General features: G+C 46.6%; 19 protein-coding genes and 1 pseudogene. 9 read left to right on the top strand and 11 right to left on the bottom strand.

Annotation, left to right across the window (positions count from 1 at the left end):
* Positions 1-937: 937 nt before the first annotated feature.
* From V512_RS13535 to V512_RS13515, 5 genes are all read right to left on the bottom strand, one after another.
* On the bottom strand, positions 938-2,059 hold the full coding sequence (locus V512_RS13535; RefSeq protein WP_099830971.1) for an aminotransferase class I/II-fold pyridoxal phosphate-dependent enzyme: 1,122 nt from the start codon (positions 2,057-2,059) through the stop codon (positions 938-940).
* Between the two features lie 109 nt (positions 2,060-2,168).
* Positions 2,169-3,452 (bottom strand): histidine kinase dimerization/phospho-acceptor domain-containing protein, encoded by a 1,284-nt coding sequence (locus V512_RS13530; protein WP_099830970.1) that lies wholly within the window; start codon positions 3,450-3,452, stop codon positions 2,169-2,171.
* Positions 3,442-4,128, bottom strand: a complete 687-nt coding sequence (locus V512_RS13525) for a response regulator transcription factor (RefSeq protein WP_099830969.1) — start codon at positions 4,126-4,128, stop codon at positions 3,442-3,444. The genes V512_RS13530 and V512_RS13525 overlap by 11 nt, the downstream gene beginning before the upstream one ends.
* 6 nt (positions 4,129-4,134) lie before the next feature.
* Complete coding sequence (locus V512_RS13520) at positions 4,135-4,827, bottom strand: hypothetical protein (RefSeq protein ID WP_099830968.1); 693 nt, start codon at positions 4,825-4,827, stop codon at positions 4,135-4,137.
* A gap of 122 nt (positions 4,828-4,949) precedes the next feature.
* Complete coding sequence (locus tag V512_RS13515) at positions 4,950-5,834, bottom strand: DUF4382 domain-containing protein (protein ID WP_099830967.1); 885 nt, start codon at positions 5,832-5,834, stop codon at positions 4,950-4,952.
* A gap of 713 nt (positions 5,835-6,547) precedes the next feature.
* Between V512_RS13515 and V512_RS15220 the strand changes: the two are divergent.
* A pseudogene (locus tag V512_RS15220) lies at positions 6,548-7,514 on the top strand (acyl-CoA dehydratase activase).
* A gap of 150 nt (positions 7,515-7,664) precedes the next feature.
* Here V512_RS15220 and V512_RS13500 read toward each other — a convergent pair.
* From V512_RS13500 to V512_RS13480, 5 genes are all read right to left on the bottom strand, one after another.
* Positions 7,665-8,858, bottom strand: coding sequence for an FprA family A-type flavoprotein (locus V512_RS13500; protein WP_099830965.1), 1,194 nt, complete (start codon positions 8,856-8,858; stop codon positions 7,665-7,667).
* Positions 8,859-8,937: 79 nt separating this feature from the next.
* Positions 8,938-10,002, bottom strand: a complete 1,065-nt coding sequence (locus V512_RS13495; protein ID WP_099830964.1) for an ABC transporter permease — start codon at positions 10,000-10,002, stop codon at positions 8,938-8,940.
* Positions 9,995-11,158, bottom strand: a complete 1,164-nt coding sequence (locus tag V512_RS13490) for an ABC transporter permease (RefSeq protein WP_099830980.1) — start codon at positions 11,156-11,158, stop codon at positions 9,995-9,997. The genes V512_RS13495 and V512_RS13490 overlap by 8 nt, the downstream gene beginning before the upstream one ends.
* Before the next feature lie 10 nt (positions 11,159-11,168).
* Positions 11,169-12,086: an ABC transporter ATP-binding protein gene (locus V512_RS13485; RefSeq protein WP_099830963.1), complete on the bottom strand. Its 918-nt coding sequence runs from the start codon at positions 12,084-12,086 to the stop codon at positions 11,169-11,171.
* Between the two features lie 79 nt (positions 12,087-12,165).
* On the bottom strand, positions 12,166-13,932 hold the full coding sequence (locus V512_RS13480; protein WP_099830962.1) for an ATPase: 1,767 nt from the start codon (positions 13,930-13,932) through the stop codon (positions 12,166-12,168).
* 523 nt (positions 13,933-14,455) lie between these two features.
* Between V512_RS13480 and V512_RS13470 the strand changes: the two genes are divergently transcribed.
* Positions 14,456-15,730 carry a fasciclin domain-containing protein gene (locus V512_RS13470; RefSeq protein ID WP_099830960.1) on the top strand — a complete coding sequence of 425 codons (1,275 nt, stop codon included), beginning with the start codon at positions 14,456-14,458 and terminating at the stop codon, positions 15,728-15,730.
* Between the two features lies 1 nt (position 15,731).
* Here the strand turns inward: V512_RS13470 and V512_RS13465 are convergent, their stop codons facing one another.
* Complete coding sequence (locus V512_RS13465) at positions 15,732-16,673, bottom strand: hypothetical protein (protein ID WP_133117347.1); 942 nt, start codon at positions 16,671-16,673, stop codon at positions 15,732-15,734.
* A 410-nt stretch (positions 16,674-17,083) separates the two neighbouring features.
* Here V512_RS13465 and V512_RS13460 point away from each other — a divergent pair, with 410 nt between their 5' ends.
* The 7 genes from V512_RS13460 (at position 17,084) to V512_RS13430 (ending at position 25,675) form a co-directional block, all read left to right on the top strand.
* On the top strand, positions 17,084-18,205 hold the full coding sequence (locus V512_RS13460) for a succinylglutamate desuccinylase/aspartoacylase family protein (protein ID WP_207759770.1): 1,122 nt from the start codon (positions 17,084-17,086) through the stop codon (positions 18,203-18,205).
* A 32-nt stretch (positions 18,206-18,237) separates the two neighbouring features.
* A complete protein-coding gene (gene ggt / locus V512_RS13455; protein WP_099830958.1) occupies positions 18,238-19,977 on the top strand; it encodes a gamma-glutamyltransferase in 1,740 nt (579 codons plus the stop codon).
* A 22-nt stretch (positions 19,978-19,999) separates the two neighbouring features.
* Positions 20,000-20,566: a DUF6305 family protein gene (locus tag V512_RS13450; RefSeq protein ID WP_099830957.1), complete on the top strand. Its 567-nt coding sequence runs from the start codon at positions 20,000-20,002 to the stop codon at positions 20,564-20,566.
* A 56-nt stretch (positions 20,567-20,622) separates the two neighbouring features.
* The gene (locus V512_RS13445) at positions 20,623-21,690 is read left to right on the top strand and encodes a succinylglutamate desuccinylase/aspartoacylase family protein (protein ID WP_099830956.1); all 1,068 of its coding nucleotides are present in this window, start codon (positions 20,623-20,625) and stop codon (positions 21,688-21,690) included.
* Positions 21,691-21,700: 10 nt separating this feature from the next.
* On the top strand, positions 21,701-23,065 hold the full coding sequence (locus V512_RS13440) for a TRAP transporter large permease subunit (RefSeq protein ID WP_099830955.1): 1,365 nt from the start codon (positions 21,701-21,703) through the stop codon (positions 23,063-23,065).
* Between the two features lie 209 nt (positions 23,066-23,274).
* Positions 23,275-24,522 carry an MFS transporter gene (locus V512_RS13435; RefSeq protein ID WP_099830954.1) on the top strand — a complete coding sequence of 416 codons (1,248 nt, stop codon included), beginning with the start codon at positions 23,275-23,277 and terminating at the stop codon, positions 24,520-24,522.
* 31 nt (positions 24,523-24,553) lie between these two features.
* The gene (locus V512_RS13430) at positions 24,554-25,675 is read left to right on the top strand and encodes a hypothetical protein (protein WP_099830953.1); all 1,122 of its coding nucleotides are present in this window, start codon (positions 24,554-24,556) and stop codon (positions 25,673-25,675) included.
* The last annotated feature ends 81 nt before the right edge of the window (positions 25,676-25,756 follow it).

Here is a 25,756-nt window from a genome sequence, read left to right as displayed (position 1 = left end):
GTAAATGGCTAGAAGCTCTTGCTCACAGAGAGCCTCATCTATTTGTACACTGGACAATGGGGATATTCTATATGGCTGGATAATGGGAGCCGGATGAATCGAGAGGTTCAAGTCCGGTTCTGAGAGAGCCTGGGGGTGAAATCCCCCTGGGCTACTCACCGGTTGCGGGTTGGTAAGAGCAAGATATCAGTTGCAAGTTGTGAGTTCCAAGTTGTAGGTTAACGACCCGAAAGCAAAAATATACAGCCCGTCATGCTGAACTTGTTTCAGCATCTCGGTATTGAGAGCCGCAGTGTGCTGTGAGAAGCGGTTACCGTTGACTGTCCCAGATTATGGACCCGTTCAACGATAAGATCAAAGACCAGATCCTGATCAAGAGCACATCAGGATGGCAAATTGAGTTGGTTCAAACAAGTTGATATTCTTCCGCCGGGTGATTGCTGTCTTCTCTTCCTTAAGCTCCTGGTAGAAAAGTTGTCAGTTCCAAGATCCAAGTTGTAAGGAAAGGGAAAAACGAGGCTAGGGGTTGCGGGTCGGACAGAGCAAAGAAAGCGGTTCGCCGTTCTTTGATAAGAACAGTTGTCAGTTCCAAGATCCAAGTTGCAAAGTTGGAAGAACGGGTAGTCAGTTCTCGGTTCACCGTTCTCCGAGAGGAGCATAGGGACATCGGTTCCAAGCGCAAGAATGGCTGGACGACACTAAGAGCCTCTCGCTCCGTTCGGCGATCAGAGTTTCGTTTAGAATCATAGAGGAAAGAAAAAAGACGCTCTGAAAGCGTCTTCAATTATAATTCTACCACGAGAAATTGTTAAAGTCAACCCGTCTTGCTGTTGACGAAAGGTTAAGAAATCTCGCCAGGGAATCTGCAATCCCTTTGGTTTTGTCGATTGGAATCTATTATTCACGTATAGACAGCAGGAATCACTTCAATGAGTAGTCATCTATCGGATGAATCCAGAAACTCATCCAGCCGGTTCAACCCTTCAGCGAAGCTCTTTCGCCCGAATCCCATTCTGAAGTAGCCGCCTTCGTAATCATACATCGATCCGGGAAGAAGCAGAACTCCGGAATTATCAAGGAGCTCGGAGCAGAAGCGATCAACGTCTCCTCCAACGAACTGTATAAAAGCTATGGGTCCTGCTTTCGGTCTCGAAACTCTGAATACCGATGAGTGCTTCTCGAAGAAGAGGGCAGCTCGATCCCAGTTCTCAACAACTATCGCTCTGTTCCTTTTTAGGATCTTATCTCCTACACACAGCGCCTTCCAGGCAAGATACTCCGAGGGAGCGCTGTTGCAGATCGTGGTGTAGTGTTTGAATCTAGTCATTGATTTCAGGACGCTTTTGTTGTGAGATACAACCCAGCCGATCCTCAAGCCGGCCAACCCGTATGATTTCGACATCACACCCAGCGCCAGAGAGTTGTCGGAAATATCTGCAAAGGACTTCTGCTTTTCTATAGATTGATCAAGCTCAAGCCCTCTGTAGACCTCATCGGAAAAAACGAAAATTCCCCTTTCTTCGGTAAAGAAAGCGATCTTCATCAGGTCTCTGTTAGAAACAAGGTACCCGGTTGGGTTATTAGGATTGTTTATCACTAGTAATTTAGTCTCTGGGCGAACAAGATCATTCAGTTCATCCACATCAAAGCTCCATTCTTCCCCGCTTCTTCTCAGTTCCCAGCGGGTCACTTCACATCCGATTGCGTTGGCAACTTCGTAAAGTGACTGATAAACCGGAAACTGGCAGATCACATGGTCGCCTTTCTGAAGAAAAACATTCATGAAGTTGAAGATCGCCTCTTCCGCGCCTGAGTGAACTATAACCTCTTCCATTTCGACGGTCGAGTAAAGCCCTGCAATTTGCGTCCTCAAATCGCGATTGCCGGGAACTTCTGTGTAGCCAAGCCACGTATCCATGAACTTCGAGGGGGGTTCCCCGTTCATTTTCAGCAACTCGCCGATCGTCATGGCTTCACAGTCAGACTGGGCAAGAAGGTAGGGTGCGTCGAACTCGTGCTTCTCAAAGTAAACTTCCAGTTTGAAATCATTTAGCTTCATTTTCTTCCTCCGCTGTCAGTGATACTCGATCTTACCAGACTACTTTCAAACTCGAGCCTGTGACTGGACGCAGACAACGAATCGTCAGGCTTCCAGGCCGTGTCTCATGCTATCTGGAATAGGCCTCACTGGGAAATTCGATCATGAATCTGTTGATGCCCTCTTCATGTTCGTAATCGAGCCTAAGATTGTGCGCACGCAAAATTGACAAGACCACTCTCAGGCCGAGACCATATCCCTGAGCCTGCACTCCCTTAACGGATTCATCAAGGCTCATGAAATCGACGGCTTTGCCCTTGTTGGAAACAGATAACAGAGAGAATTCCTCTTCACGGGTCAGTTTGATCTTTATAGAATCGTCCGTAGAATACTTGCAGGCATTGTCAAGAAGATTCATTACTACGTGCTCGATCATGTATCCGGAGGCACTGATCACTATATCGGGGAGGATCTGTATTTCAATCTCCTTGTCGGGATGAAGGATCATGATCTTCTCTGTAGTCTCCAGTACAAGTCGGGAGAGATCTATCTCTCTCTGCTCAATTGGTACGGTGATCTCTGTGCGAGACAGAAGCAGATACTCTTCAGAGAGTCTTATAAGCTTTTCCACTTCCTCAAGAGTTTCTCTCAAGGCTTCGCGCATACTCTCTTTTGAGGAACTGCCGGTCAAAGAGAGCTGAAGATGCGATTTCATTACTGCTAGGGGCGTTCTCAATTCGTGAGCGATTCTTGAAGAGAACTGCTTCGCATCGTTTATCAACTGCTCGATTCTGCTCAGCGCCTTATTGATTTCACTTTCAAGCTTTGAAACTTCGTCTCCACTCTTTCTGAGCGAAATTCTGGCATCCTTCAGCCCCGTTCTGCTGATCAGCTCCATTTGATTGCCGGCCTGTTCAAAAGGTCTTATCAGTTTTCTCGTGAATATTGTTCCAATGAGGCTTACGGCTAACAAGATGGATAACGAGGAAAAGACCACTGCTGCCAGAACAAACTTCAGATACTCCTCGGACTTTCCGAGATTGTAAAAAGTCACGAATCTCTCTTCGGTTCCTTCGATCAGCTCGACAGTCGCTCTATATCGATGGTCTCCTTTTGTGCCGATTCCTTCAGCTTTTTTGAACAGTTCCGGTTCAGCCCGAAAACTCGCTACCGGTTCATCTTCTATGTATATGGCGAATCCAAAGTCCTCATTTCCCGCAAGGTTCAGAAGTCTGTTTTCTTGATCTGCGAATTTGTAGGTGTTGACTATATCGTTATGAAATGACAGGAGCAGATTATCTATCCTGCGAAATTCGAGATTCCTCAGGACAAAAAAGACCGTAAGGCCTAGCGAAATCACCACGGTGCCGTAAGTTGCGAGGTAAAGGAGTGAGATCTTTCCCCTAACCGTCATCTGCAAAACCCCTGAATCTGTAACCCTTTCCCGGAACCGTTTCGATCACGTCATACATCCCAGCCGACTCAAGTTTCCTTCTAATGTAGTTAATATAAACATCAACAATATTGCTGCGCGGTTCAAAGCCTGTTTCCCAGATCTTGTCGGTTATCTCTTCTCTGGAGAAGACAGCTCCCGGGTTTCGGAAGAGCAGTGCGAAGATTGAAACCTCTCTCGAGGTCAAGTCCAGTCTTCCCTCGGAGCAGGTGAAGACTTCCTTTCTCGAATCGTAACGAAGAGGACCGTACTGAACTATCGATTCTATCTTCAGCTGATTTCGTCTTACAAGAGCCCTTACTCTGGCTTCCAGCTCACGCAGATCGAACGGTTTGGGAACGTAATCATCGGCTCCAATCTCAAGGCCTTCAATTCTGCTGTCGACTTCGCCCAGTGCGGTGATTATTATTATGGGGACATCGGACTTCATCTCTTCTCTCAGAAAGCGGCAGAATTCATAACCGTTCATGCCGGGCAGGAGAACATCGAGGACAATACAATCATAGCTGCGCTCAAGGGCAAGATCCAGTCCTTCTTCTGCATTCTGGGAGGCATCCACAAGAAATCCGGAACGCTCAAAAAAAGAGACGACATTATCGAGCAGTCTTTTCTCATCTTCAACTATCAAGAGTTTCATCGAGCATCAATTCTTTCCGTTTTCTTTGCCGGGAGGAGTGTCTGGCTGACCGGGATCATCGGGTTTGCCCGGATCGTCGGGCTTACCTGGATCATCGGGCCTGCCAGGATCATCGGGTTTGCCCGGTTCGTCGGGCTTGCCAGGCTTTTCCGAAGGAGTCAAATCCTCTTTCTCAACCAGGGACTTCTGCAGTCTCTCGCTTGCCTCTTCAAGCGCCTTCTCATTTGCCGTTACGCTTAACGTTGAAGCAAAACTGCTTGCTAACCTGTAGGACATCGTCTCAGTTATTACATGCCAGAAGTGACCGTTCTCTTCCTGTACCAGAAAGATACCGCGAACCTCCTCCCTTGACTGCAGAGAAACAAGAGAGAAGGCGTCAATTATCTTTACTTCTGATAAAATGCCGGCCTCGCTAGCTTCCGTTATTTCGGAAATCTCACCGTCTGAAGAGAGCGTGAATACTCTGGAGTCGGTCACAACCCTTACCAACCCTTCGGGAAGAACAAAGATAGCGAGAATCTCACCAGCAGCTATCCGCTGCACCTTCTGAATTAAGGTGATGCTGACTGATAGCTCAAAGTCCCCACCCCCAACCAGGTAACCAAGCAAAGACTGCTCGCTTTCAAGCACAGTACCAACCGAAAGTGCGGCTGAAAACACCAAAGCAATAGCGTAGGCGAGACAAATGATTCTCTTCATATGAGTTCCACCTTCACTTCCGCAAACCATCGACAGTGTTGAACGGATGAATCCCCTCGTGCTTTCCAGTTAATCAACCCAAACTCATTGAGGGCAGACCGAGACTTAACTATATGCTGCACCTATTTCTCAACCAAGACAATTGTACCAAGATCGACGTCTTTATCTACAACGGTAACTGAAAGGGACTGATATCTGGATTCGCTTTCATCGACCGAGAAACCTTCCTCCATGTAATTGTCGAAGAACTCCAGCCTATATTCTCCAGGACCAACCTTGCAGAATCTGAACTCGCCTTCCTCCCAAATCGGATTGTCTATATGGGTAAACGTCATAAGCGCCTCGCCATCAACTTCTGGAAACAGCGCTGCAAGGAGAGGCAACTGATCCGCAGAGGCAACTCCCGTTACATCGAAAAGGCTTCCGTGGCGCACATGGATTACAGGCGTCATGTGGACCTTGTCTTCGTGGCTTTTCTTCTCGCCTGAGATCTCGGCCTCACTGACGATGTCCTCCCACCGGCCGTTGATTTTCAGGGATTTCGACAAGTCAAAGTCCAGAACAACATTAGTCACAGAACCCTCGTCAATCTCGAGACCCAGATTGTTGATCTTCAATGATCCAGAGTTGACGGTTACTGGATAGACTATCTCATTGGCCGTCATAGTTGCCGCAGACACTTCTATCCGCAACTGGTTATATACACCGACGACTCCTGTAGTGTCGGGCAGTTCGAAAGTCGCTCCCACAAGAGTAAGAATGTCTACTTCAAATGGCTCGTCGACAATCACAAAAGGCTCGTATTCATCTGGAGGAACCTCCTCGGATCCATAGAGCTTTATGCTTTCAATCCTTACGATAAGAGAGTCAATCTCTTCGATAGGGATTACCGCATCGGTAAGAACAACTCTCACCGTTCCCCTGTCAGCCTCTGGCAAAGTAAGATCCACGCACCCAGAGAAGAAAAACGCGGAGAGCAAGACAATCAAGAATAGTAGCTTTCTCATTTTCTTTAACCTCCCTTCTTCGTTTGGTTATGAACCAAGCTTATCCCCTATGTAATTAAAGAGAGATTAAACCATCGCACACAGGAGCTGTCCGAGACTGGTCCTGATCAGAAGCTTTTACATTGCCAGCGTTGTTCCAGTCGACAACGGATGGCTATATTTGATATTGGTCAAATGCCACACCCTGTCGGTACGGGTCGGTGGGGAAGAGATAAGTTGAGGATAGGAATAGCTGGAGCACTCTTATATTATTTATTACGGGCCGTACTGGGTCCATCTCTTTGAAGAACTGGGAATAGAGGTAATTACAACGCAGAAGACCGACAAGAAGACGATTGACAGAGGGATCGGAGTCTCCGTTCCAGAGATCTGCGTTCCGATCAAGATATACAACAGTCACGTCCTCAGATTGGTCGATCAGGGCGTTGATTATGTATTTGTGCCCAGAATGGTTTCAGTTGAGAGGGCAAGTTCTTCTGCCCCAAGTTCATGGGACTACTCGACATGATAGAACATGGAATCCCGTCAGTCAGGTCGAAGTTGCTCACACTGGACATTCAAAGCAGTACTGAAGACATCACTTCACCAAAGTTGATTTATCCCATTGCCGGTAAACTTGGGGTCTCCAGAAGTGACGAGAATAGAGGCTTTTGTCGATCTTATTAGAAACTCTAAGCTCAAACGCATTGCCGCTAACAAGTGAAGCGATTTCTGTGGAGATTCTTGCTGGAGTAGATGTCGGTTCGGTGAGTACCAACATAGTGGCGCTTTCCGAAAGCGGCGATATAGTTTTCAAGTATTACGTCAGAACCAACGGCCAACCTATGGACGCCGTTAAGCTGGGTTTCGCGAAGCTTAGGGAGGAACTGAATGAGCCGCTTGTCATGGGAGTAGGAACTACCGGAAGTGGCAGACAGCTCGCAGGAGTCCTTCTAGGTGCCGATATCGTAAAGAACGAGATAACTGCTCACGGCGTCGCTGCCTCTAGGGAAATCGGAAATGTGAGGACGATCTTTGAGATAGGAGGCCAGGATTCGAAAATAATACCGATAAGAGAAGGTATGGTAACCGACTTTGCCATGAACACTGTATGTGCGGCAGGAACCGGTTCCTTCCTTGATCATCAGTCAGAAAGGCTCTGAGTCCCCATAGAGAGGTTTGGCGATCTCGCCCTTCAGGCTACGACAGAAGTTAGGATAGCAGGGCGATGCACAGTTTTTGCGGAGTCAGATATGATAGCGAAACAACAGTACGGTTTCTCTAAGTCCGACATTATATGGGGTTTGTGCAAAGCACTTGTCAGGAACTACATAAACAATCTCGGACGAGGTAAGAAACTTGAGCCGCCTTTTGTTTTTCAGGGCGGAGTGGCAGCTAACAAGGGAATAAAGAAGGCATTTGAAGAGGCAGTCGGCCACGAAAAGTAGTAGTTCCTGAGAACTACGAAGTCATGGGAGCCATTGGCGGCGCGATTCTTGCGCGCCAGGAGATCGAGAGAAAGTCCGAAGAGACGTCCTTCAAGGGTTTCGACTACTTGAATCTCGACTTCCGCCCTTCAAGTTTCATCTGCAACGGTTGTTCGAACAGCTGCGAATCAACGTGAAAGCCGACGGAGAAATAATAGCAGTTTGGGGCGACCGGTGCGGCAAATGGCAGGAGCAACTAAGAAGAAAGGAATGAGCCTCTACCACTTGAGAGGCTCCTTGTCGTTCCTTCTGAAATCTTCATAAATGAGCTATTCAGTTGAATTAGATCTCTCAATTATCTGTGCCAATCACAATTCTCGCAAAATGCTTACCAATCGATTTTGCAGAAGAGACAGGCACTAGTTTATGACCTTATCGCCGCTGCCATGTTCAGACCCAGTTCAACACACTTGTCGAGATCCTCTTGCGTTGGACAGCTTTTTGCTTCTATCACGGGTCCCACTTGATCGCACTTTGATCTCGAAGCGAACTGCTGAAGCTCTTTCAGGGCTCCGCCACTCCAGGTATAGGAACCGAAAACACCTATCTTGCGGTTCCTCATCATCCTGTTCTCTATCGCGCTAATCAGCTGCTTCATCGGAGGGAACAGCTCCATGTTGTAAGTGCAACTTCCCATTACCAGCCCTCTGAACCTCCAGATATCTCTGATAATGAAAGATATGTGCGTCGTCGATATGTTGTGAACCCTGATCTTGTCAACACCACCCTTAACAAGACCTGAAGAGACAGCTTCCATCATTTTCTGCGTATTACCGTACATTGAACCATAAACCAAAACGACTCCCTGTTCCGTTTCCTGCTTGCTCCAGCGATCATAAAGATCAATAATCCTGGAAGGGTTCCTTCTCCAAACTGGCCCATGAGTGGCGCAGATGATCTTTATATCTACACCCGATAGTCTCTCAAACGCCTTTTGAACCATAGAGCTGTATCTGCCGACAATGTTTGAGAAATATCTGAGAACTTCATCCTCAAAGAAATCTACATCAACTTCGTCGTCGAAAATCCCTCCGTTAAGTGCACCGAAACCTCCAAAGGCATCTCCGGAGAAGAGGGCTCCAGAGGATTCTTCATATGTCATCATGGTTTCTGGCCAGTGAACCATTGGTGTCATGTAGAACCGCAGAGTTTTTGAACCAATTTCGAGCTCCTCACCATCCTTGACTGCGATCAAATTATCTGTGACATCATAGAATGCATGGAGCATTTCTATCGTCTTTTCATTTCCGATCACCTTTAGGTCAGGAAAGGCCTCTCTCAAAACCTTAATCGAACCGGAGTGATCTGGCTCCATATGATTGACGACAAGATAATCAACTTTCTTCCCCTCAGGTAGCAGAGACTTGATCTTATCGAGAAAAGCAGAGAAGAATGCACCCTTCACTGTATCTATAAGGACGACCTTATCATCTATCAAGATATATGAGTTGTAGGACACTCCTCTTGGAAGCGGCCATAGCGCCTCGAAAAGATGAGTCTCAAAGTCATTCACTCCTATCCAGTGTATCCCTTCAGCAATTCTTACAGTATCACTCACTCAAAAAGCCTCCCTTCAGATTCATTATAGCAACACGGTTTTATCATGTCTTCTCGAAAAACAGATTATACGCCCTTTCTCAAGAAGCTCTCAAATAACGCTTTCCGGTGAAGTAAAGAAGCAATACTCCACTGAAGGATAGCACGACATTAGTTATGACAAAGTACGCTGTAGAGACCAACTCTATTCCAAGGGAATGCCTCATAAGTTCTGCCACATACTTTACGGGAAGAAACGCGGACACTATTCTCAGATAATCGGGCAAAAAGGAGAGAGGGAAATATATGCCAGCCAGAAAGACCATTAAAACCATCAGAATACTTGCAGCAGTTTCTGCCGTCTCTGGATTTCTGAAAATAAGCGTCAGAAAGAGTCCAAGTGCCATCATCCCCAAAGTGGAGGAGATTATTGAGATAAGGAATAGCAACCAATCTGTCTGGAAGGTAGTCCTGAACAGCAACCTGCTCACAATCATGATTAGGAGTATCGATACAATGCTAACCAGGAATCTAGTCAGAGTGCTTCCAAAAATGAAAGTCAAGGGTTTGAGCGGAGTGATCTTGAATCTATCAAGAACTCCCCTCTTTCTGTACCTTCCGAAGACGCTTATCACTGAAAACATCCCGGCCGAAAGGAGAGAGATCGCTACGACGCCAGACATTGTGTAATCGGCATCGGTTGCGCGAACTCTTCCGGCTGTCTCAGGGATGTTCTCAACAACAATCACCGACTTCACATTGTTAATCTCCTTCTCAACGGCCGCCGAGATACTTGCCCTGGCCATTTCTATTGTACTCAGCTGACCAACATCACCCTCACGGTACAGATAGGAGATTTTCTCACCATCGAATGTAACTCCCAGCAAGATATCTCCGCTTTTTATCTTTTCTTCCAGGCTCGTCTCATCGTCAAAGAGGCTTAGACTCCATGCCCCCGTCTCCTCAATTACCGGAGAAATATCGTAAGTTCCGGTCTGATAAAGGCCTACGGAGGTTTTTTGATAATCACTTGAGCCGCCGAAAAAGAAACCGAAGAGCAGCAGGAATATCATCGGGAAGAACAACGTGAAAAAGACTTCGAGCTTGTTTCTGAACGCTTCCTTTGCAAAGGCGATGAAGACAGCTTTCAACTTGTTTCTACTCATAGCCCATCACCTTCTTGAAATTCACGGCAAAAACGAGCAGTGAGAATGCAGTCCAGATTAGAGGTACCACTATCAGCCAGCCCACCGAAAGCGGCGCGAATTGGTAACCCATTACCCTTCTACTGAGCTCGACAAGATAGGTGGTCGGTAATGCGTAGACCAACCAACGGATCCCCCATGGGAGATCAAATACGGGGAAGTAAAGGCCCCCGAGAAACATCATTATCTGGTACAGAGTCTGCCCAAGAACGGAAACTGTTGAGAGCTTTTTCGAGAAGGAAGCTATCATTAGACCAAAAGATACCGTAACAATCATTGAAAAGAGCAGAGTCAGGATAAACCTGATATCGAAGATTGAACCGCCCACCCTGTAGACAAAAGTGGCCACAAGGTACAGAAGCACCAGCGAGATAAGCATAGTTATTATCAATTTGACTAAGTGGCCAGCAAAGTATTCAAGAGATCTCAAAGGCGTTGTGTAGAGTTTCTTATTCACCCCGGACTCTCTGTACTGAATTAGACCCAAGGGGCTGTTCAAAAGTGCTACCGAAAGAATCATCATCAAAGCAACCCCCGGGAAGATGTACTCTTTGTAGTCAAAGGGCTCTTTTTCAATTGCGGAGATAACCCTTGTCTCCGTCACAATGTCTAGGAAATCTCCTCCGCTCCGCCGTTCGATCTCGAGATTCACTTCGTTTATTACTTCCTCCATAATGCCCGAAGCGATCGAGGACGATTCTTTGCCGCTGATATAGTGAACTCGAAGGGGTACCTCGCCCATCTTTAGTGCCAGCGCGCTTGTCATCTTGGCGTTGGTTCCGGCGGGAATAACGAGCACGATATCCTGCCTTCCCTCTCTAAGATCATCTAGAGCATCATCGATTGACCCGTACTCCTTCTTAACAAACGGACCGCTCTCCGAGGAGATCCCTTCAATGACTTCGTCGATAATCTTTCCAAATCCCGCAAGATTCTCCTCCCTCACAATCCCCACTCTGAAACTCACTCCCTGCGTATCGCCCCCGTAAAAGGGCCCGAAAACCGACGTCAGTATGAAGTATAGAATCAGGGGAAAGATGAAACTCCAGAACATCACCTGGAACTCTCTGATTTCGCTCTTGAAAAGCCCTGACGTGAAATTCCACAATCTGCTCATGAAATCCACCTCAGTCCCTCAGTTTTCTGCCGGTAAGGGTGATAAAGACGTCCTCCAGATTGGGCTTTCGAATCGTAACGTCGTCCAGGAGAAGGCCAAATCTCTTCGATCTCTCGAAAAGCCGACCTAGAATTCTCTCTACATCCCTCGTTGTCACCGAATACTCGCGATTCTCAACATGTTGAAGACCTTCCATATCCAGAAATTCCCTAGGTACGGGATCCTCTCCCTGAACACTAAAAGTGACGATATTTTCCGCATCTATAGAGTCAATGAGCTCATCCAAAGTCCCTCTAGCGATTATCTTTCCGTAATCCATTATGATTATTCTATCGGCCAGTCGTTCTGCCTCTTCCATGTAATGAGTCGTAAGGATTACCGTCTTTTCCTTCTTCTTAAGGGCCAATATCGTCTCCCACAACATTCTCCTTGCCTGAGGGTCCAGTCCGGTGGTGGGCTCATCCAGAAACACTACTCTTGGATCATTTACAAGAGCCACTGCAACTGCCAACCTCTGGAGCTGACCTCCCGAGAGATTCTTTGTGTAGGTTTTCGCTTTATCTTCCAGCGAGACCTCTTTGATCAGATCTCTTGATGGAATACTCTTCCGGTAAAGACCTCTGAAAAGGTCAAGAGTCTCTTTGACAGTGAGATATTCAAAAAAACTCGACGATTGGAGCTGAACACCGATCTCCTCCTTCACCCTTTCGCCGGAAGGAAGAAGTCTTTCCTCGAAATACTCTATTGTACCTGCGTCGGGCCTTCTCAGTCCTTCAAGCATCTCCACAGTTGTGGTCTTGCCGGCGCCGTTGGGACCCAAAATGGCCAGTACTTCTCCCTCTCTGAGATCGAATTCTATTCCGTCAACAGCCTTTGTGTCGCCATAATATTTCCGGAGATTCTTCACTTCAATTACATTTTTCGACACAGCTTTCACCACCCAATCGATACGTCAGTCTTTTCCAATACTATAGATTCTACCAGCTGTAGCAGGCGTCAGCTCTATCTCAGTCCTGCTCGTCTATAGCCTTTAACATAGCCTTAGCGGCCCTCAGGGGCCCGTCCATCTCGAATCCCGGTATTCCTAACCTCGTCCTGACCTCGCCAACCGTTACCCCCGCATCTATCATGGCCTTTAGATAGCGATCGGCTATTACCTCGTGTTTATCCCGCCTTTGAATTGCTCCAAAAGGATTCGCGAAGTAACTGTAAGTCAGACCCTTCTCGGACGTAGTTCCTTTGGCCATCCTCGCGCCGCTCGAAAAGACCTCCGCCGCTTCGGAAGGGTCACTGAAAATGCGAAGGTCGTCCTCAGTGTTCTCGTCGAAGTTGTTTGCATAGAGGAAATAATCAATCTTTGTCGGCTTAATGATCTCCGTATAGTTGGAATAGGGGACAATCACCCTGGCATTAATCTCGTTAGGGTTCATGAATATGCTTCGATCCATCGTTGAATAGGCATACCCAGGCTGAAGATCATCAAGACGTACAAAGGCTCCCGTTTCAGTACCGTATGCGACCACGGAACCGGATGAAGTTATGTCGAGAGATCCCATGTCATCGATCAAGATGTTTACCTCGGATACTTCCGAAGAAAGCCTGTTCAAAGCGTCGAGGGTTTCGGACTTACCGGCTCCGCTGTCGCCAATCAGCATTACATTGGCCTTTTTTCCGTTTCTCAGTTTTATGTGAGCCAGAGCTCCATGAATCGGAAGCCTGCCTTCATCGATCACAAGCAAGTTGTGAATTGTGAGTATCATTTTTTTCATGTAGCCGAAATAGTCGATCTTGGGATCATCCCCGACTACTCCCACATAAGTGCCATCGTCTTCTCTGTAAATAACTCCGTTGAAGTCCCCGCTCTCTTCAAAGAGAGAGTTGTCTAATCCCAAAACGTATATGCCATCGGGCTTCTTGTACTTGACGATATCGAAACTCGCGAGCTCGAACAGATTCCCCAGACCGGCAGCCAGAGCCAGGTACTCTTTGTTTACCACCACGAAGACAAGTTTGGAGCCTACGTGAATGGGAAACAAAAACCAGTCTCTTCCTGAAGAGATATCCAGTCTTCTCAGAACGGGCTTGTCATAGACCTTAAACAATCCCTGTCTTTTGTTTGACCTGGTATAGAAGATTACCGGTGGCTCGAAGACTATACTCCAGACGCATGCCATGTCGTACAGAAAGTCGGCTCCGTCCACCCTAACTCTCTCATCTACTTCAGGGCGATCAACAATGAATCCCACCTGAGCACCACCTGGTTCCTGTCTCAAAATCTTTAGTCTGACATCGGAAACATTTATCAGTATCTGCCTGTAAAGGCTGAGTACCAAACCTTTGAGGTCTGTGTTGGTTCTTACAAGAACCATCTGCTTGAAAATTCTATCGAAGCGATTCGGGGTGTACTCATCTCTCTTTACTATGAATCTGTGCTTGTTTCTCCACAGAGAAAACAAGCTCTCGACAAACCTTACAAGAAGTTCTTTCTTGTTGCTCATCTTTGGGAAGGAATAATACGGTGAACCATCAATCTTCTCAATCGGATCGATCGTAAGTGCAAGAAGAAGCTCTATAATCCCCTCGATATCGTACTTTATGGAGGTATCTACTGTATCTGTATTCTTCAGAAACGGCTCGAACAACGAAAGAAGCGAGTTCTTCTTTTCTTCGGAATCTCTTATGAGTTCTGCAAGTATCTCTCTAAAAGTATCGCTGTTGAGTATCTGCGAAGAAGCGTTATAAGCAACTTCCCCATTGATCAAAATGCTCCTCATCTCTCTTAGCCTCCTAAATTTGCCGTTAGTATATTATACTTGCAGATCGATTAATTTCCTTTCGTTTCATTGAAGATCATACAATTCAAGCGTTAGGCCGGCAAATCGAATCTTCGGGCGGTCTGTTTCAAACGGATTCGGCTTCTCTGTGAGTCGACGATGTCTCTGTTTGTTCGCTCCCAGTTGGAGCAATGAGTTTTCATTCCAATACTTTTCATAGCAGGGCAAATATTAGAAGCAACTTGCAAAAAACATTGTTAAAACTCAATTGGTGCGGCCATGAGCCGCAACAAGAAACGATGTCCAGTATGGCGGACAAGAAGAAAGAAGTCAAGAAGCAAGCAAAAAAAGAAGGCAAGAAAGAGACACCAAAGAAGTAGCCTCGCTTAATTCTTCGGGAGCCGGGTCGATGTTGCCCGTCTCCCGTTTTTTTACTACACCGAAAATCGTTAATCGAAATTCGGCTTTCGTTGTACAATTCCTATGGGTACAATCTTCGGTTTTCGGCCGAGGAGGTGAAGTGATGGTAAGGAATTTGCTTCTTGTTCTTATAGTGATTTCATCGCTAATTGTTTTTGGGCAAAACGACATTCTTTCGATGCTGCGTGAAACTGAAGAGCTTAGTGATTTGTCAAGAAAAGTCGAGTCCTCAGGGCTTGACGTTCTCCTATCAGGCCCAGGGCCATTCACTCTGTTTGCACCCATTAACGGAGCTTTTGCTAAGCTTCCCCCTGCAACTGGCGAGAAGCTTTCAGCTGATGCCTCTTACTCACAGAGAGTTCTTCTATATCATATTGTTAGCGGCAAAATGACATCTCAAGTTATCGTTCAGAAACCCGAGATCGACACGCTTCTCGGTCAAACCCTTGGAATCGACGCAAGAGGTGGAATAAGAGTCGACGGTTCAACAATAGTGGTCAGGGACATCCAGGCATCGAATGGCATAATTCATGTGATAGATTCTGTGATATTTCCCCGTGAAGAGCCCGACATCGCCCAGGTAATGAGGAATACAGGAATACTGGACGTGGCAGTGTCTGCTTTTGAAGAGACGGCCGTTGTGGATGCTTTGAAAGGTGAGGGTCCGATAACCATCTTCGTGCCGAGCGATGTTGCCTTCGCCAGAATACCATGTGAAACAATGGAAGCTCTAATGAGTGACCCGGAATGGCTAAGTGAGGTGCTTCTTTATCACATATCAAAAGGTCTCTTCACAACTGGTGATTTGATCCTTGAAAACGAAGTGAGATCGCTACAAGGGGAGATAATTGAGGTGAAAGTAACTGAATCCGGGTTGGGCATTCAAGACACCCTGATAATCGTGGGCGATATAGAAGCAAGAAACGGAATCATACACATAATCGATCATGTGATGTTCCCACGGAATTCTCGGAGAACCCTGCCATCAATCAAGGAGGGTCTTGAAGAAAAGGGATTCGATCTCATGACGACACTTCTCGAAAATCTGGATCTCGATGATCAATCAAACGAGGAAAATCGTATCACCGTCTTTGCTGTACCAAATGAGGCACTCATCAATCTTAAAGAGGATCTTAAGCTGGGTTACAGCGACCGAGAATCCCTGGGGAAACTGCTAGCCTATCACATCATTCCAAACGAATATCTACACTCTGAACTGAGGATTGCTCAGACCCTATTTGCAGCTAATGGAAAGCCCTTGAACATAAGGATAAGTGATCAGTCCACCGTAAACGGAATCCCGATAATCGAAAGAGATATTCTGTGCAGAGACGGAGTAATCCATGTAATCGAATCTCCCTTAATAATTGAACACTAGTCTAGTTAACAGCTCTCTTTCGGATAATCATCTTTCCGAGGGATACCAGTCCCCTCGATGAGACCGCGCTTCCAAAAGCGAGCGTTCCAAGCTTTCCTCCGGCTCCTCCAAAATGATTGGCGCTATATATGAACATTATTCCCATAATCAGCGCACTGAAAAGAACTGCCTTTTCGCTCCTTAACTTCTCTCTGGAAGACATACCGACAAAGGAGGCAGCCATCACAACGGCCGCCAGTTCTGCCGCGTTTTCGGCTCCAAATGCAGGCAGTAGCAACCCTCCAAGTAGACTCACCAGGCTGGATGCAACGACGGGACCGTTTTTCAGTCTTATGGACAACACATACGTCAGTACTGCTGAAGCCAGGCTGAAGAGCATTATACTTATCCCGAAGTGACGAAATTCGAGCAGTACGTCAATCAGTTCACATCTAGAGCTTGTAGAAACTATTATCCAGCTGCTGAACGCTATTGCCCCAAGCTTTCCCCCATAACCCTCAAAGACGTCCCTGGCGATGAAGTATATTGTTCCTGCGATCACCCCTGCCAAAACTATGTGTCCTAAGTCGTGAAGAACATCGGGAGAGACCATTCCAACGAAAGCCCCGCAATAGATTTCAACAGCGTGGTCCTTAACTAGCGCAGCACCAACAAGACCAACGAGCGCTGCGGCCACTATCGCTCCAAGCCCAAGATAAATGCTTACAAAATACGCCGTCAGTGTGCCTGCGCTAACCCAAACCAGCGAGGTCACATATCCCATAAGGCTTACGTCAGATGAAGGTTTGGAGGGAAACTCTCTGAAAGCCTCCCATACGAATCCGACAACGATTATCGAAAGAAAAGGCACCATGATAATCTCGAAATCCAGCGATGAAACTGCTGTTTGAACAAACAGAAGAAGGGTCATAAATACAAGTGATGAAAAACCTAGCCATCTCATCTCAAGCTCCGAATAATTCGCAAGAACTCCCAGAACCACTGTTCTTAAGCGAAATCAACTCCCCAACGGCAAGTTAAGTTTCAAAGGATCATCAAACACAAGTCTTTGATCTTCAATGAGAAATCCGATGGTTATTCGATCATAATAACGAGAGCAAATTAGACTACATGCGTTTGTTTGGATGTATAGACTTTTATTGCTTTGAAATTATTAACAGGTTGACATTTTTTCAAAGTCCTCCTTGCACAGAATTCAGTAGTATAATGATTATATCGTACCATCATTTACAAGCCTCCTAGATACCCGATTGAATTCAGCGACCCTCTAACTGGAGCTTTTTGCTGAGTTCTTGTAGATATGCGAAATGCAAACGGAGTTGGGTTTCTTCGAGGCAGAAGGGACTGGTATACTTGGAAAGACACTTCAAATTCTTGATATTCATTTCTTCTGTTGTGGTTGTCGTGATTCTCTCGGCCTTTTCATTCACGGCAATGTGGGAGGACCCACCTATCGTTCCCGGAAATGGTGTAACCGAGATAAAAATGCTGAGCGAGTGGTTGCCATCGATTGGAGGAACCATGCTGGACACGGAAGTGTACATTATCAAGGGTTCTGAAGAGGGCGGCAAGTTCCTCCTTTTGGGCGGAACACATCCGAACGAACCGGGGGGAACTCTCGCGGCCGTAGTCTTCGTCGAGAATGTGTCTGCGATCTCGGGCACTATATACGTAATACCACGTTCCAACCATAGCGCCTTCACCCACAACGATGCGATGGAGGGAGCTCCTCAGTTCTTTTCTATAGAATTGCCGGACGGTACTGAGAGAGTATTCAGATTTGGCTCTCGAAGGACTAATCCTATCTCTCAATGGCCTGATCCTACTATTTACCTGCACCCGACAGGCGCTACGCTTGGAGGAGGAGAAGTATCGAACTTGAACAGGACTTTCCCCGGACGAGAAGACGGTTATTCTACCGAAAAGGTGGCAGCCGCTATTATGAATCTAGTGCTCGAAGAGGAAATAGATCTGGTTTGCGATCTACATGAGTCTTCGCCAGAGTACCCTGTAAACAATGCAATCGTCTTTCACCAGGATTCCGCAGAACTGGCAATTATGACTCAGATGATGCTTGAGATGGAAGGCATCGACATCAGACTTGAAGAGTCTCCAATCAATCTCAGAGGGCTTACTCACAGAGAGATCGGGGATAATTCAGATGCTCAGGTTGTTCTTCTAGAAGTATCAAATCCTTCACAGGGAAGACTGCGGGGAAAGACAACGGAAGATCTCGTGACAAAAGGGATCGACAAGTTCTACTTGCAGGCTTCCAAAGATGGGAAATTGTTCGCTCCATATGACGAAACAGGTTATCCTCTTGATCTCAGAGTAGCGAGACATGTTGCAACAATAAGAGTTCTAGTCGATTCCTGGAACATGATGTTTCCCGAGAGGATGATCCTTCTTTCGGACATTCCGCCCTATGAGGGGCTGGTTGATGGTCTGGGGACTTATCTTAATCCAGTTTCATGAGAAACACACATTTCTAGATTGGAGGGGAAAGAATGAAAAAAGTAGTATTGCTCGTTACACTTATCGCCTTCACGTTCACGGCCTCTTTTGCTACCGTGACTGCTCCGACTGTTGCCTCAAGCAATGGAATGGTGGCTGCAGTCAACAATTACGCAGCCGAAGTAGGCGCAAAGATTCTCGAGATGGGAGGCAACGCTGTTGACGCTGCCATTGCCGTGAGTTTTGCTCTTGGCGTTGTCGAACCCTACGCATCCGGCTTGGGCGGAGAAGGCTATGCAGTGATCACAATGGCCGACGGAAGCAAATTCGCTATCGACTTCAGGAGTGCAGCTCCGATGGCAGCTTCTTACGAAGCTCTTTCCGAGCTCGGACTTACGATAAGCAAAGCCAATTACACTCCAAAGGGAGCCTGTGTTCCCGGAGTCCTTGCCGGAATAAAGGAAGCCTGGCTGTTGGGAGCAACACTTCCTCTGGCAGATCTCATTCAGCCCGCGATAGACCTTGCAAGAGATGGATTCATAGTCGACCAAACGTTCGCCCAGACTACTTCCGACAAGTACGAACTTGTTCTCGAAAACGGCTTCGATTTCTTGAACGAGGGTTTTGTCTGGGAAGCCGGGTCAGTATTCACAAATCCCCAGCTGGCAGAGACTCTTGAAAGGATAAAAGAGGAAGGCATCGATACATTCTACACTGGAAGCCTCGCAGATGAGATAGAAGAGTTCATGATTGAAGTCGGCGGTTTTATGAGAAAATCGGATCTCGAGATGTACAGGGCTATCGTTAGAGAGCCGCTTCACGGGACTTACAGGGGATACGATTTTTATGTTCCGCACCCGCCGGTTTCCGGCCCTCAGCTTATTGCCGTTCTCAATACTCTTGAGAACTACAATCTTCCCGCAATGAGCTGGGACGATCCTCTGGCAGTTCATATTATTCAGCAGGCGCTGGTTCTTGGAGACGTCGACAGAAGAGCTTACATAAGCGATCCGGAGTTCTACGATCTTCCTTATGAAGCCTTCATGAGCAAAGAATATGCCAAAACAAGATTCATGGCGATCGATCTGTCACAGGCCTTCGATCCAGCTTCCTACTATGACTATCAGGGAGACGCCTACCCATTTGCAGATGGATCAACTTATGAAGAGGTCCTACTCGAAGCTCTCGAGTCGGTAGCCGCTAATGAAAGCGGAGTGGAAGAATCGCCATCGACAACCCATTTCTCTATTGTTGACAAAGACGGAAACGCCGTTGCCTGGACCCAGACGATCTCGAGCTTCTTCGGTACAAGCGTTTATTTCAAAGGATTCTTTTTCAACAATGAGATGGCCAACTTTGCCTCCTCATACAGAGAAGGAGACGTCATCAACCTTACCGGGGGAATGAGACCGAGAACGACAATCTGTCCGACAATAATTCAGAAGGATGGAAAGGTTCGCTGGGTAATCGGTACACCTGGAGGCGGTAGAATAATATCCACCATGGTTCAGCTGGCAGTTGACCTTATAGACTTCAACATGCCTGTGGATCAGGCAATAAGAACGCCCAAGTTCGTTGGTTACACAACTTACAAGGATCTTAGAATTGAAGAAGGCTATCCACAGACTACACTTGACTTCCTCGAAAAGGTTCTTGGACATCAACTGAATGTATATTCATACCCCGATCTCTTCTTTGGCGGGCCGAATCTTGTTTCTGTTGAAGAAAACGGTTTGATGATAGGAGCCGGCTCCATAAGAAGATTAGGATCTGCTTCCGCACCGGAATTTTGAGAAATAGAAAGGATGATGTGATTTGAAAAGGCTATTGATTACGGCACTACTGATTGTCTTTTTTGCACTCTTAGGGTTTGCTGCAGAGGGAACCGAAGAGCAGTTAATTCTTGAAGAACCAGTTGCAGTTACTTCGGCCGGGCAATCTCCTGGCGCGCTTCAGTTCACAGTGGTTGCAAAGATGATCAAGCTGGAATACACTTTTGAAAAGCTTCTTAGCGTAGAGACCGTGGACATTTCTCAGTTCAAGACCCTCGTGCTGGTCGTTGGAGCCAGCGGAAAAGGCCTTGGGGCTGCCAACATAGATATCGAGGCAGAGATCCGGAGAGTGAAGTCACTCGCCGAAGCGGCTGAAGAAAGAGGTGTGAAAGTAGTTATCTGCAATCTGGAAGGCGAATCGAGAAGGGGTCCGTCTTCCGACAGAATAGTCACCGAACTCGCACCTTTTGCAGATGCATACTTTGTAAAATCAGACGCCGATCTAGACGGTTTCTTCACATCGTTCAGCGAAGAGGCCGGAGTTCCCCTGGCAACTTTTGAGAAGACAATTGACCTGAAAGACGTACTGGCCGAATACTTCGGCAAATAGCAATATGAATAGAAGGGGCGCGTTCTTGCGCCCCTTATTTCTTTGGAGGAAAACTAATGAGAATAAAAGCAATTTTGATTGTGGCTCTATTTCTAACTTCTGCACTCTTCGGAAGTTTTTTCAGACCGGATGTGCGTCCCGGATACGGTGTCACCGACATCGGTTGGTTATCTGACTATTTCTCTCCGCTGCGAAACACGAATATGGATACTCCCGTGTATTTCATGGACAGCGGCATCGAAGGACCGACCTTTCTTCTAATGGGAGGAACCCATGCTAGAGAGATTTCGGGCACAACCGCAGCGATAGTCTTCATAGAGAATGTTACAGTTACGAAAGGCAGGGTAATCGTACTTCCCTTTTCAAATATCAGCGCGGCTTCAATACCTGACGAGACGGGAAAGGCACCTCATTTTATACCTATTGAAAGCAGGTCCGGCAAAAGGTTCTTGGTGTATGGCGACAGAAGAACCGATCCGGTTGATCAGGGCATTCCTGATCCTGAGATCTTCAAACATGCTCAGTCTGATTTCACTCTCGACGATGGGGCGGAATCCAGGAATTTGAACAGGCAGTATCCGGGAGTTGCAGACGGAAATCCTACTCAGCAGCTTGCCTACGCAATAATCCAGCTCGTGAAAACCGAGAACGTCGATTTCAATCTTGACATGCATGAGAGTGGAACGCCTGACAGCTATATCGACAGCAAAGGAAATGAGCGGTCCGGCAGCAGTCTGGCTTACACACTGGTTTGTCATCCCGATGCTCTTGAAATCGGAGCAGTAGCGATTATGGAAATAGAAGCCTTCTATGGTGTTTCAATGAAGCTCGAAGAATCAAACAGGGCCTTCAGAGGCTTAAGTCACCTTGAAATCCGTGACGCAACTGGTTCGCTTTCATTCCTTTCGGAGACACCAAATCCCGGACAGGATTCATGGAGAGATAGATACGACGTTATCAACGATCCCGACTATCCTTTGAGCCACAGGGCAGGTTTACAGCTTCAGATAATAAGATCTCTTTTTGGTGCTTACGAAATGATGATAGGTGAAACGATTGAAGTCGAAAATCTTCCGTCTTATGAAGAAGTCATGCAAAACGGGATATTCTCTTACTTGAACTGAATTTCCGGGGGTGAATGTCATCTATACGCCTGAAGTCTGGTATTTTTTAGTAATGCTGATAACGTTTGTGGGTCTGGCTGTTATTAAGATCCCTATTTCCGTTTCATTGATGTTCTCCGCGCTGGCGGGCTCGATCGCCTTTGGGGAGTTCTTCCCTCTCAGGCATCTCGTCGAAGGTGGTTTTGGTTACATTGACACCATACTTGTTATTGGTTCTGCTATGATTTTTATGGAGTCAATCAAAGTGTCGGGCCTTCTAAATACAATTGCAGGAAACATGACGATCGCCCTTCACAAGAAACCAACCTTTCTTCTCGTATTGCTCACTTTTTTCATAATGATTGCCGGTATGATAACCGGGTCGTCAACAGCTACAGTTCTTACTACCGGTGCGATTGCCTTCCCGGTGCTGAAGAGTCTCGGATTGAGCAAGCGAAGAGCTGGTTCAATAATCGCAATGAGCGGAATCTATGGCATGATTGCACCTCCGATAAACTTGCCCGCAATGATCATCGGTCAGGGCGTCGACATGCCTTATATTGGATTCACCACCCCTCTTCTTCTGATGACCTTCCCACTGGCAATTGTCACCTCGCTCATTATTGGAGCCCGCCAGGTAAAGCCGGTCGATCTCGAGGAATTCAGGAAAACTAGAGAGAGGGAACCAATCAAGGGCTTTGCAGTCTACTTGCCGCTGATTCTTATGGTAATACTTATGGTTCTGGAAAACGTTAGTTGGGGATTCTCTCTCGGTCTACCCCTGATTTTCATGCTCTCCGCGATAGTAGCGACCATAACGGGAGCAAAGGGCAATCTCCTTAAGATTTCGATATCGGCCATACAGAACTCTCTTGGTATTCTTTCGATACTAATCGGTGTGGGAATGTTTATTCAGATCATGACGCTGAACGGCGTCCGCGGTCTCATTGTGGGCTTCCTGAATGGCCTTCCGCAAGGAGCTCTGTTGGCAGGAATCGCTCTTGGCATTCCGGCATTTGGTGCTGTTTCTTCTTATGGCTCTGCCTCAGTGCTTGGAGTTCCCTTCTTGCTTGCCTTTCTTGGCAACAATGATATCGTCGTCTGTTCGGCTCTCTCTCTGCTCGCCGGCCTTGGAGATATGGTGCCGCCAACTGCCCTTGCCGGCATATTCGCCGCTCATGTGGTCGGAGAGAAGAACTATTTCAAGATCTGGCTGAGCTCGATGCCGGCCTTTTTCATTACGATGATATTCGCTACCATTACTATAATCTACTCAAACGCGGTAGGAAGATTCGCAAACAGCTGGTACTTCTATCCAGTTTTAATAGCTGGTTTTGTAATCGTTGCGATTGCGCTTCTTCTAGTAGATAAGAGAAAGGAGATGCCAGTGTCGTGACATTTATATATATTGCAATTGCAGTGTATCTTGCTTCTGTTTTAATATATTCGGCTTACAAGACAGCCAAGAAATGGGAGTGGGTCATGAGCGCCATGATACTCATCCCGCTAATCTTAAGAATCTTTCTTATTAAGTAGGGCTTCCTTACCCGGAGAGTTTTTCCAGAGTATAATTTCTCTAGCTAAACTCTTCGGGAGGAGTAGTAGTTGCAGATTAAACGAGACAGTCAATTCTACAGATTCGCTGCGTACGGTTTTCTGAAGAACCTTCGTTTCTTTGATCCATTCTTGATACTGTTCTTCAGGGAGATGGGACTTTCCTTTCTCCAGATAGGAACTCTCATTTCCGTGAGAGAGGTGGCCACGAATTTCCTTGAGCTCCCAACTGGAATTATCGCCGACTTGTACGGAAGAAGGTTATCTATGGTGCTGTCGATGGTGTCCTATCTTTCGTCCTTCATTGTCTTTTACTTCTTTCCCAGTTTTTATGTCTATATGATAGCCATGATAGCTTTCGCATTCGGGGAGGCTTTCCGAACCGGAACTCACAAAGCAATGATACTGGAATACTTGAGAATCAATGGGATGACCGACATGAAGGTTCATTATTACGGAGCGACTCGAGCGGCATCACAGTTGGGATCGGCGATCAATGCTTTAATAGCCGCCTTTCTGGTATTCTACTCGGGCAGCTACAAGATAGTATTCCTCGCTTCTGTCCTTCCTTATGCCGCCAATCTCGTCAACCTGATGCTCTATCCCAAGGAACTTGACGGCGAGTTGGGAACCGGAGAAAAAAGAGAAACGATAAAAGCCTTCCTGGGTATTTTTAGGAATGGAGACGCTCTCAAAGGGGTGCTGAATTCCTCTCTTTACGATGCGTTTTTTAAAGTCGTAAAGGAATATCTTCAGCCGATCCTCAAGGCCCTGGCTCTCGGATTACCAATAATGATAGCATTCAGCGCAGAACAGAGGACGTCCGTAATCGTAGGCGTAGTTTACTTCGTTATCTACATTGCCACTAGCTATGCATCCAAAAACGCTGGAAAACTAAGCGGCAAGTTTGGAAATGAAGCGAGAGCGCTAAATTACACCTACATTTTCGGTGCAGTTCTAATCATATTTAGCGGTATTTTTCAGATCTTCGCTTTGCAAGTCTTGGCCGTTCTCATCTTCTTCTTCTTGTTCATCCTTGAGAACTTCAGACGCCCCATCAACATTAGCTATATCAGCGATAACATAGATCATAAAACGATGGCTTCCGGTCTCTCGGTAGAATCACAGTTGAAGACTCTGCTGATGGCGATATTCGCTCCCTTGATTGGCTTCATGGCTGACAAACTGGGAGTGGGGTTGGCAATTACGATAGCCGGAGCAGCTATGCTCTGTCTCTTCGCTTTCGTTAAACTTAACCCTCCCAAAAACGTCAAAGATGTTGAAAGCGAAAAAGCTTAACCGTTAGTAAGTCTATTGGGGGTGATTAGTCTTGAGAAAGGTCTTCATATCAATGATTTTATTCTTCCTTTTGGTAACCACAATGGTTTTCACATCAGAGACCGAGAGGGTCGCGGGAGATATTGAGAGGATTATTGTCACTCAGGTTTCTTACGGCGAAAAGAACGGTGAATGGACAGAAGTGAAGAGAGAGACAAAGAGGATAGAGGTGTTCTCTCCGGAAGGTAGACCGGTGATTACCGCTCTCCACATGAACGGCAAAGAATACAGCAGAGTTGAATACACATACGATGCCAGCGGTTTGCTTCTGGAGAGACGATATTACAGGAACGCAAGTGCAAACTTCACTTCCAAAACACAGTTCAGCTATGATTCTTCTGGCAGGGTCATTGAAGAGAAGACCTATGAATACTGGCCTCCGCTTCTGGGACCAGACAGACTGGTCGAGAGAGTCGAGATCACTTATGAACGAGAAGGTCGGGAGATACACAGAGTGAGGACAAATCAACTCGGCGCGGTTCTTTCAAAGACCAACCGCATTCTTGACGAAGACGGTAGAGTTCTGGAAGAATCCGTTTTTGATGGAAAAAACAAGCTTACTTCGAGGACAATTTACGAATATGACGACTCTCGTCTTTCGAAGATCTTTTCAATAAACAACCTGCTTCCTCTGAACGAAGAAACGATAATCAGCGATGTGGATTTCATTTTCGATAGAAAAATCAACACTTTCTCAGGCGGATCAGTCGTTCAGAGTCTAAGAAGAGTATCGGACGGGTACTTTGAAATTGTCGAAAAGCGTGAAATGGAAGAAGAGGTGGAAGGGACCGTCTGGGTATCACTCCCTGTGGAGCCCTTCTATGTCTCTCTAGAATACTCGGGCTCCCTCAAGACAACCATTTCAAGAAATGCTGAGGGAGAGGTTGTTCTTCTTGAGGCCTTCTGCGGAGAAGAAACAGTGGTGATTGCTGAATACAGTTATGATTCAACCGGCTTGATTACCTCCAGAGAATACATTGCGGGAGAACTCCACCTCAGGATCGAATACGCTTTCGATTCACGAGGAAACTGGATTGAAGAACGGCTGTATAAAGAGAAAAGCAATGAGTTCAGGCTCTTGTCAGCAATTGAGAGGATAATCGAATACTATTGAAACGAGCTGCTTGCATCAAAGGTCCAGAAACTCCTCATTAAGACTTTCCACGTTACTGGAGTCAAGAGCTGCATAAACAGG

This window comes from Mesotoga sp. Brook.08.105.5.1 (assembly GCF_002752635.1).
Taxonomy (GTDB): domain Bacteria; phylum Thermotogota; class Thermotogae; order Petrotogales; family Kosmotogaceae; genus Mesotoga.
This window is presented reverse-complemented; position numbering and strand designations above follow the sequence as displayed.

Excerpts from the sequence above, each read along its gene's own strand:
- V512_RS13520 (WP_099830968.1), bottom strand. The coding sequence starts at position 4,827 with ATGAAGAGAATCATTTGTCTCGCCTACGCTATTGCTTTGGTGTTTTCA.
- V512_RS13515 (WP_099830967.1), bottom strand. The coding sequence starts at position 5,834 with ATGAGAAAGCTACTATTCTTGATTGTCTTGCTCTCCGCGTTTTTCTTC.
- V512_RS13495 (WP_099830964.1), bottom strand. The coding sequence starts at position 10,002 with ATGAGTAGAAACAAGTTGAAAGCTGTCTTCATCGCCTTTGCAAAGGAA.
- V512_RS13525 (WP_099830969.1), bottom strand. The coding sequence starts at position 4,128 with ATGAAACTCTTGATAGTTGAAGATGAGAAAAGACTGCTCGATAATGTC.
- V512_RS13470 (WP_099830960.1), top strand. The coding sequence starts at position 14,456 with ATGGTAAGGAATTTGCTTCTTGTTCTTATAGTGATTTCATCGCTAATT.
- V512_RS13535 (WP_099830971.1), bottom strand. The coding sequence starts at position 2,059 with ATGAAGCTAAATGATTTCAAACTGGAAGTTTACTTTGAGAAGCACGAG.
- V512_RS13445 (WP_099830956.1), top strand. The coding sequence starts at position 20,623 with ATGAGAATAAAAGCAATTTTGATTGTGGCTCTATTTCTAACTTCTGCA.
- V512_RS13490 (WP_099830980.1), bottom strand. The coding sequence starts at position 11,158 with ATGAGCAGATTGTGGAATTTCACGTCAGGGCTTTTCAAGAGCGAAATC.
- V512_RS13530 (WP_099830970.1), bottom strand. The coding sequence starts at position 3,452 with ATGACGGTTAGGGGAAAGATCTCACTCCTTTACCTCGCAACTTACGGC.
- ggt (WP_099830958.1), top strand. The coding sequence starts at position 18,238 with ATGAAAAAAGTAGTATTGCTCGTTACACTTATCGCCTTCACGTTCACG.
- V512_RS13465 (WP_133117347.1), bottom strand. The coding sequence starts at position 16,673 with ATGAGATGGCTAGGTTTTTCATCACTTGTATTTATGACCCTTCTTCTG.
- V512_RS13480 (WP_099830962.1), bottom strand. The coding sequence starts at position 13,932 with ATGAGGAGCATTTTGATCAATGGGGAAGTTGCTTATAACGCTTCTTCG.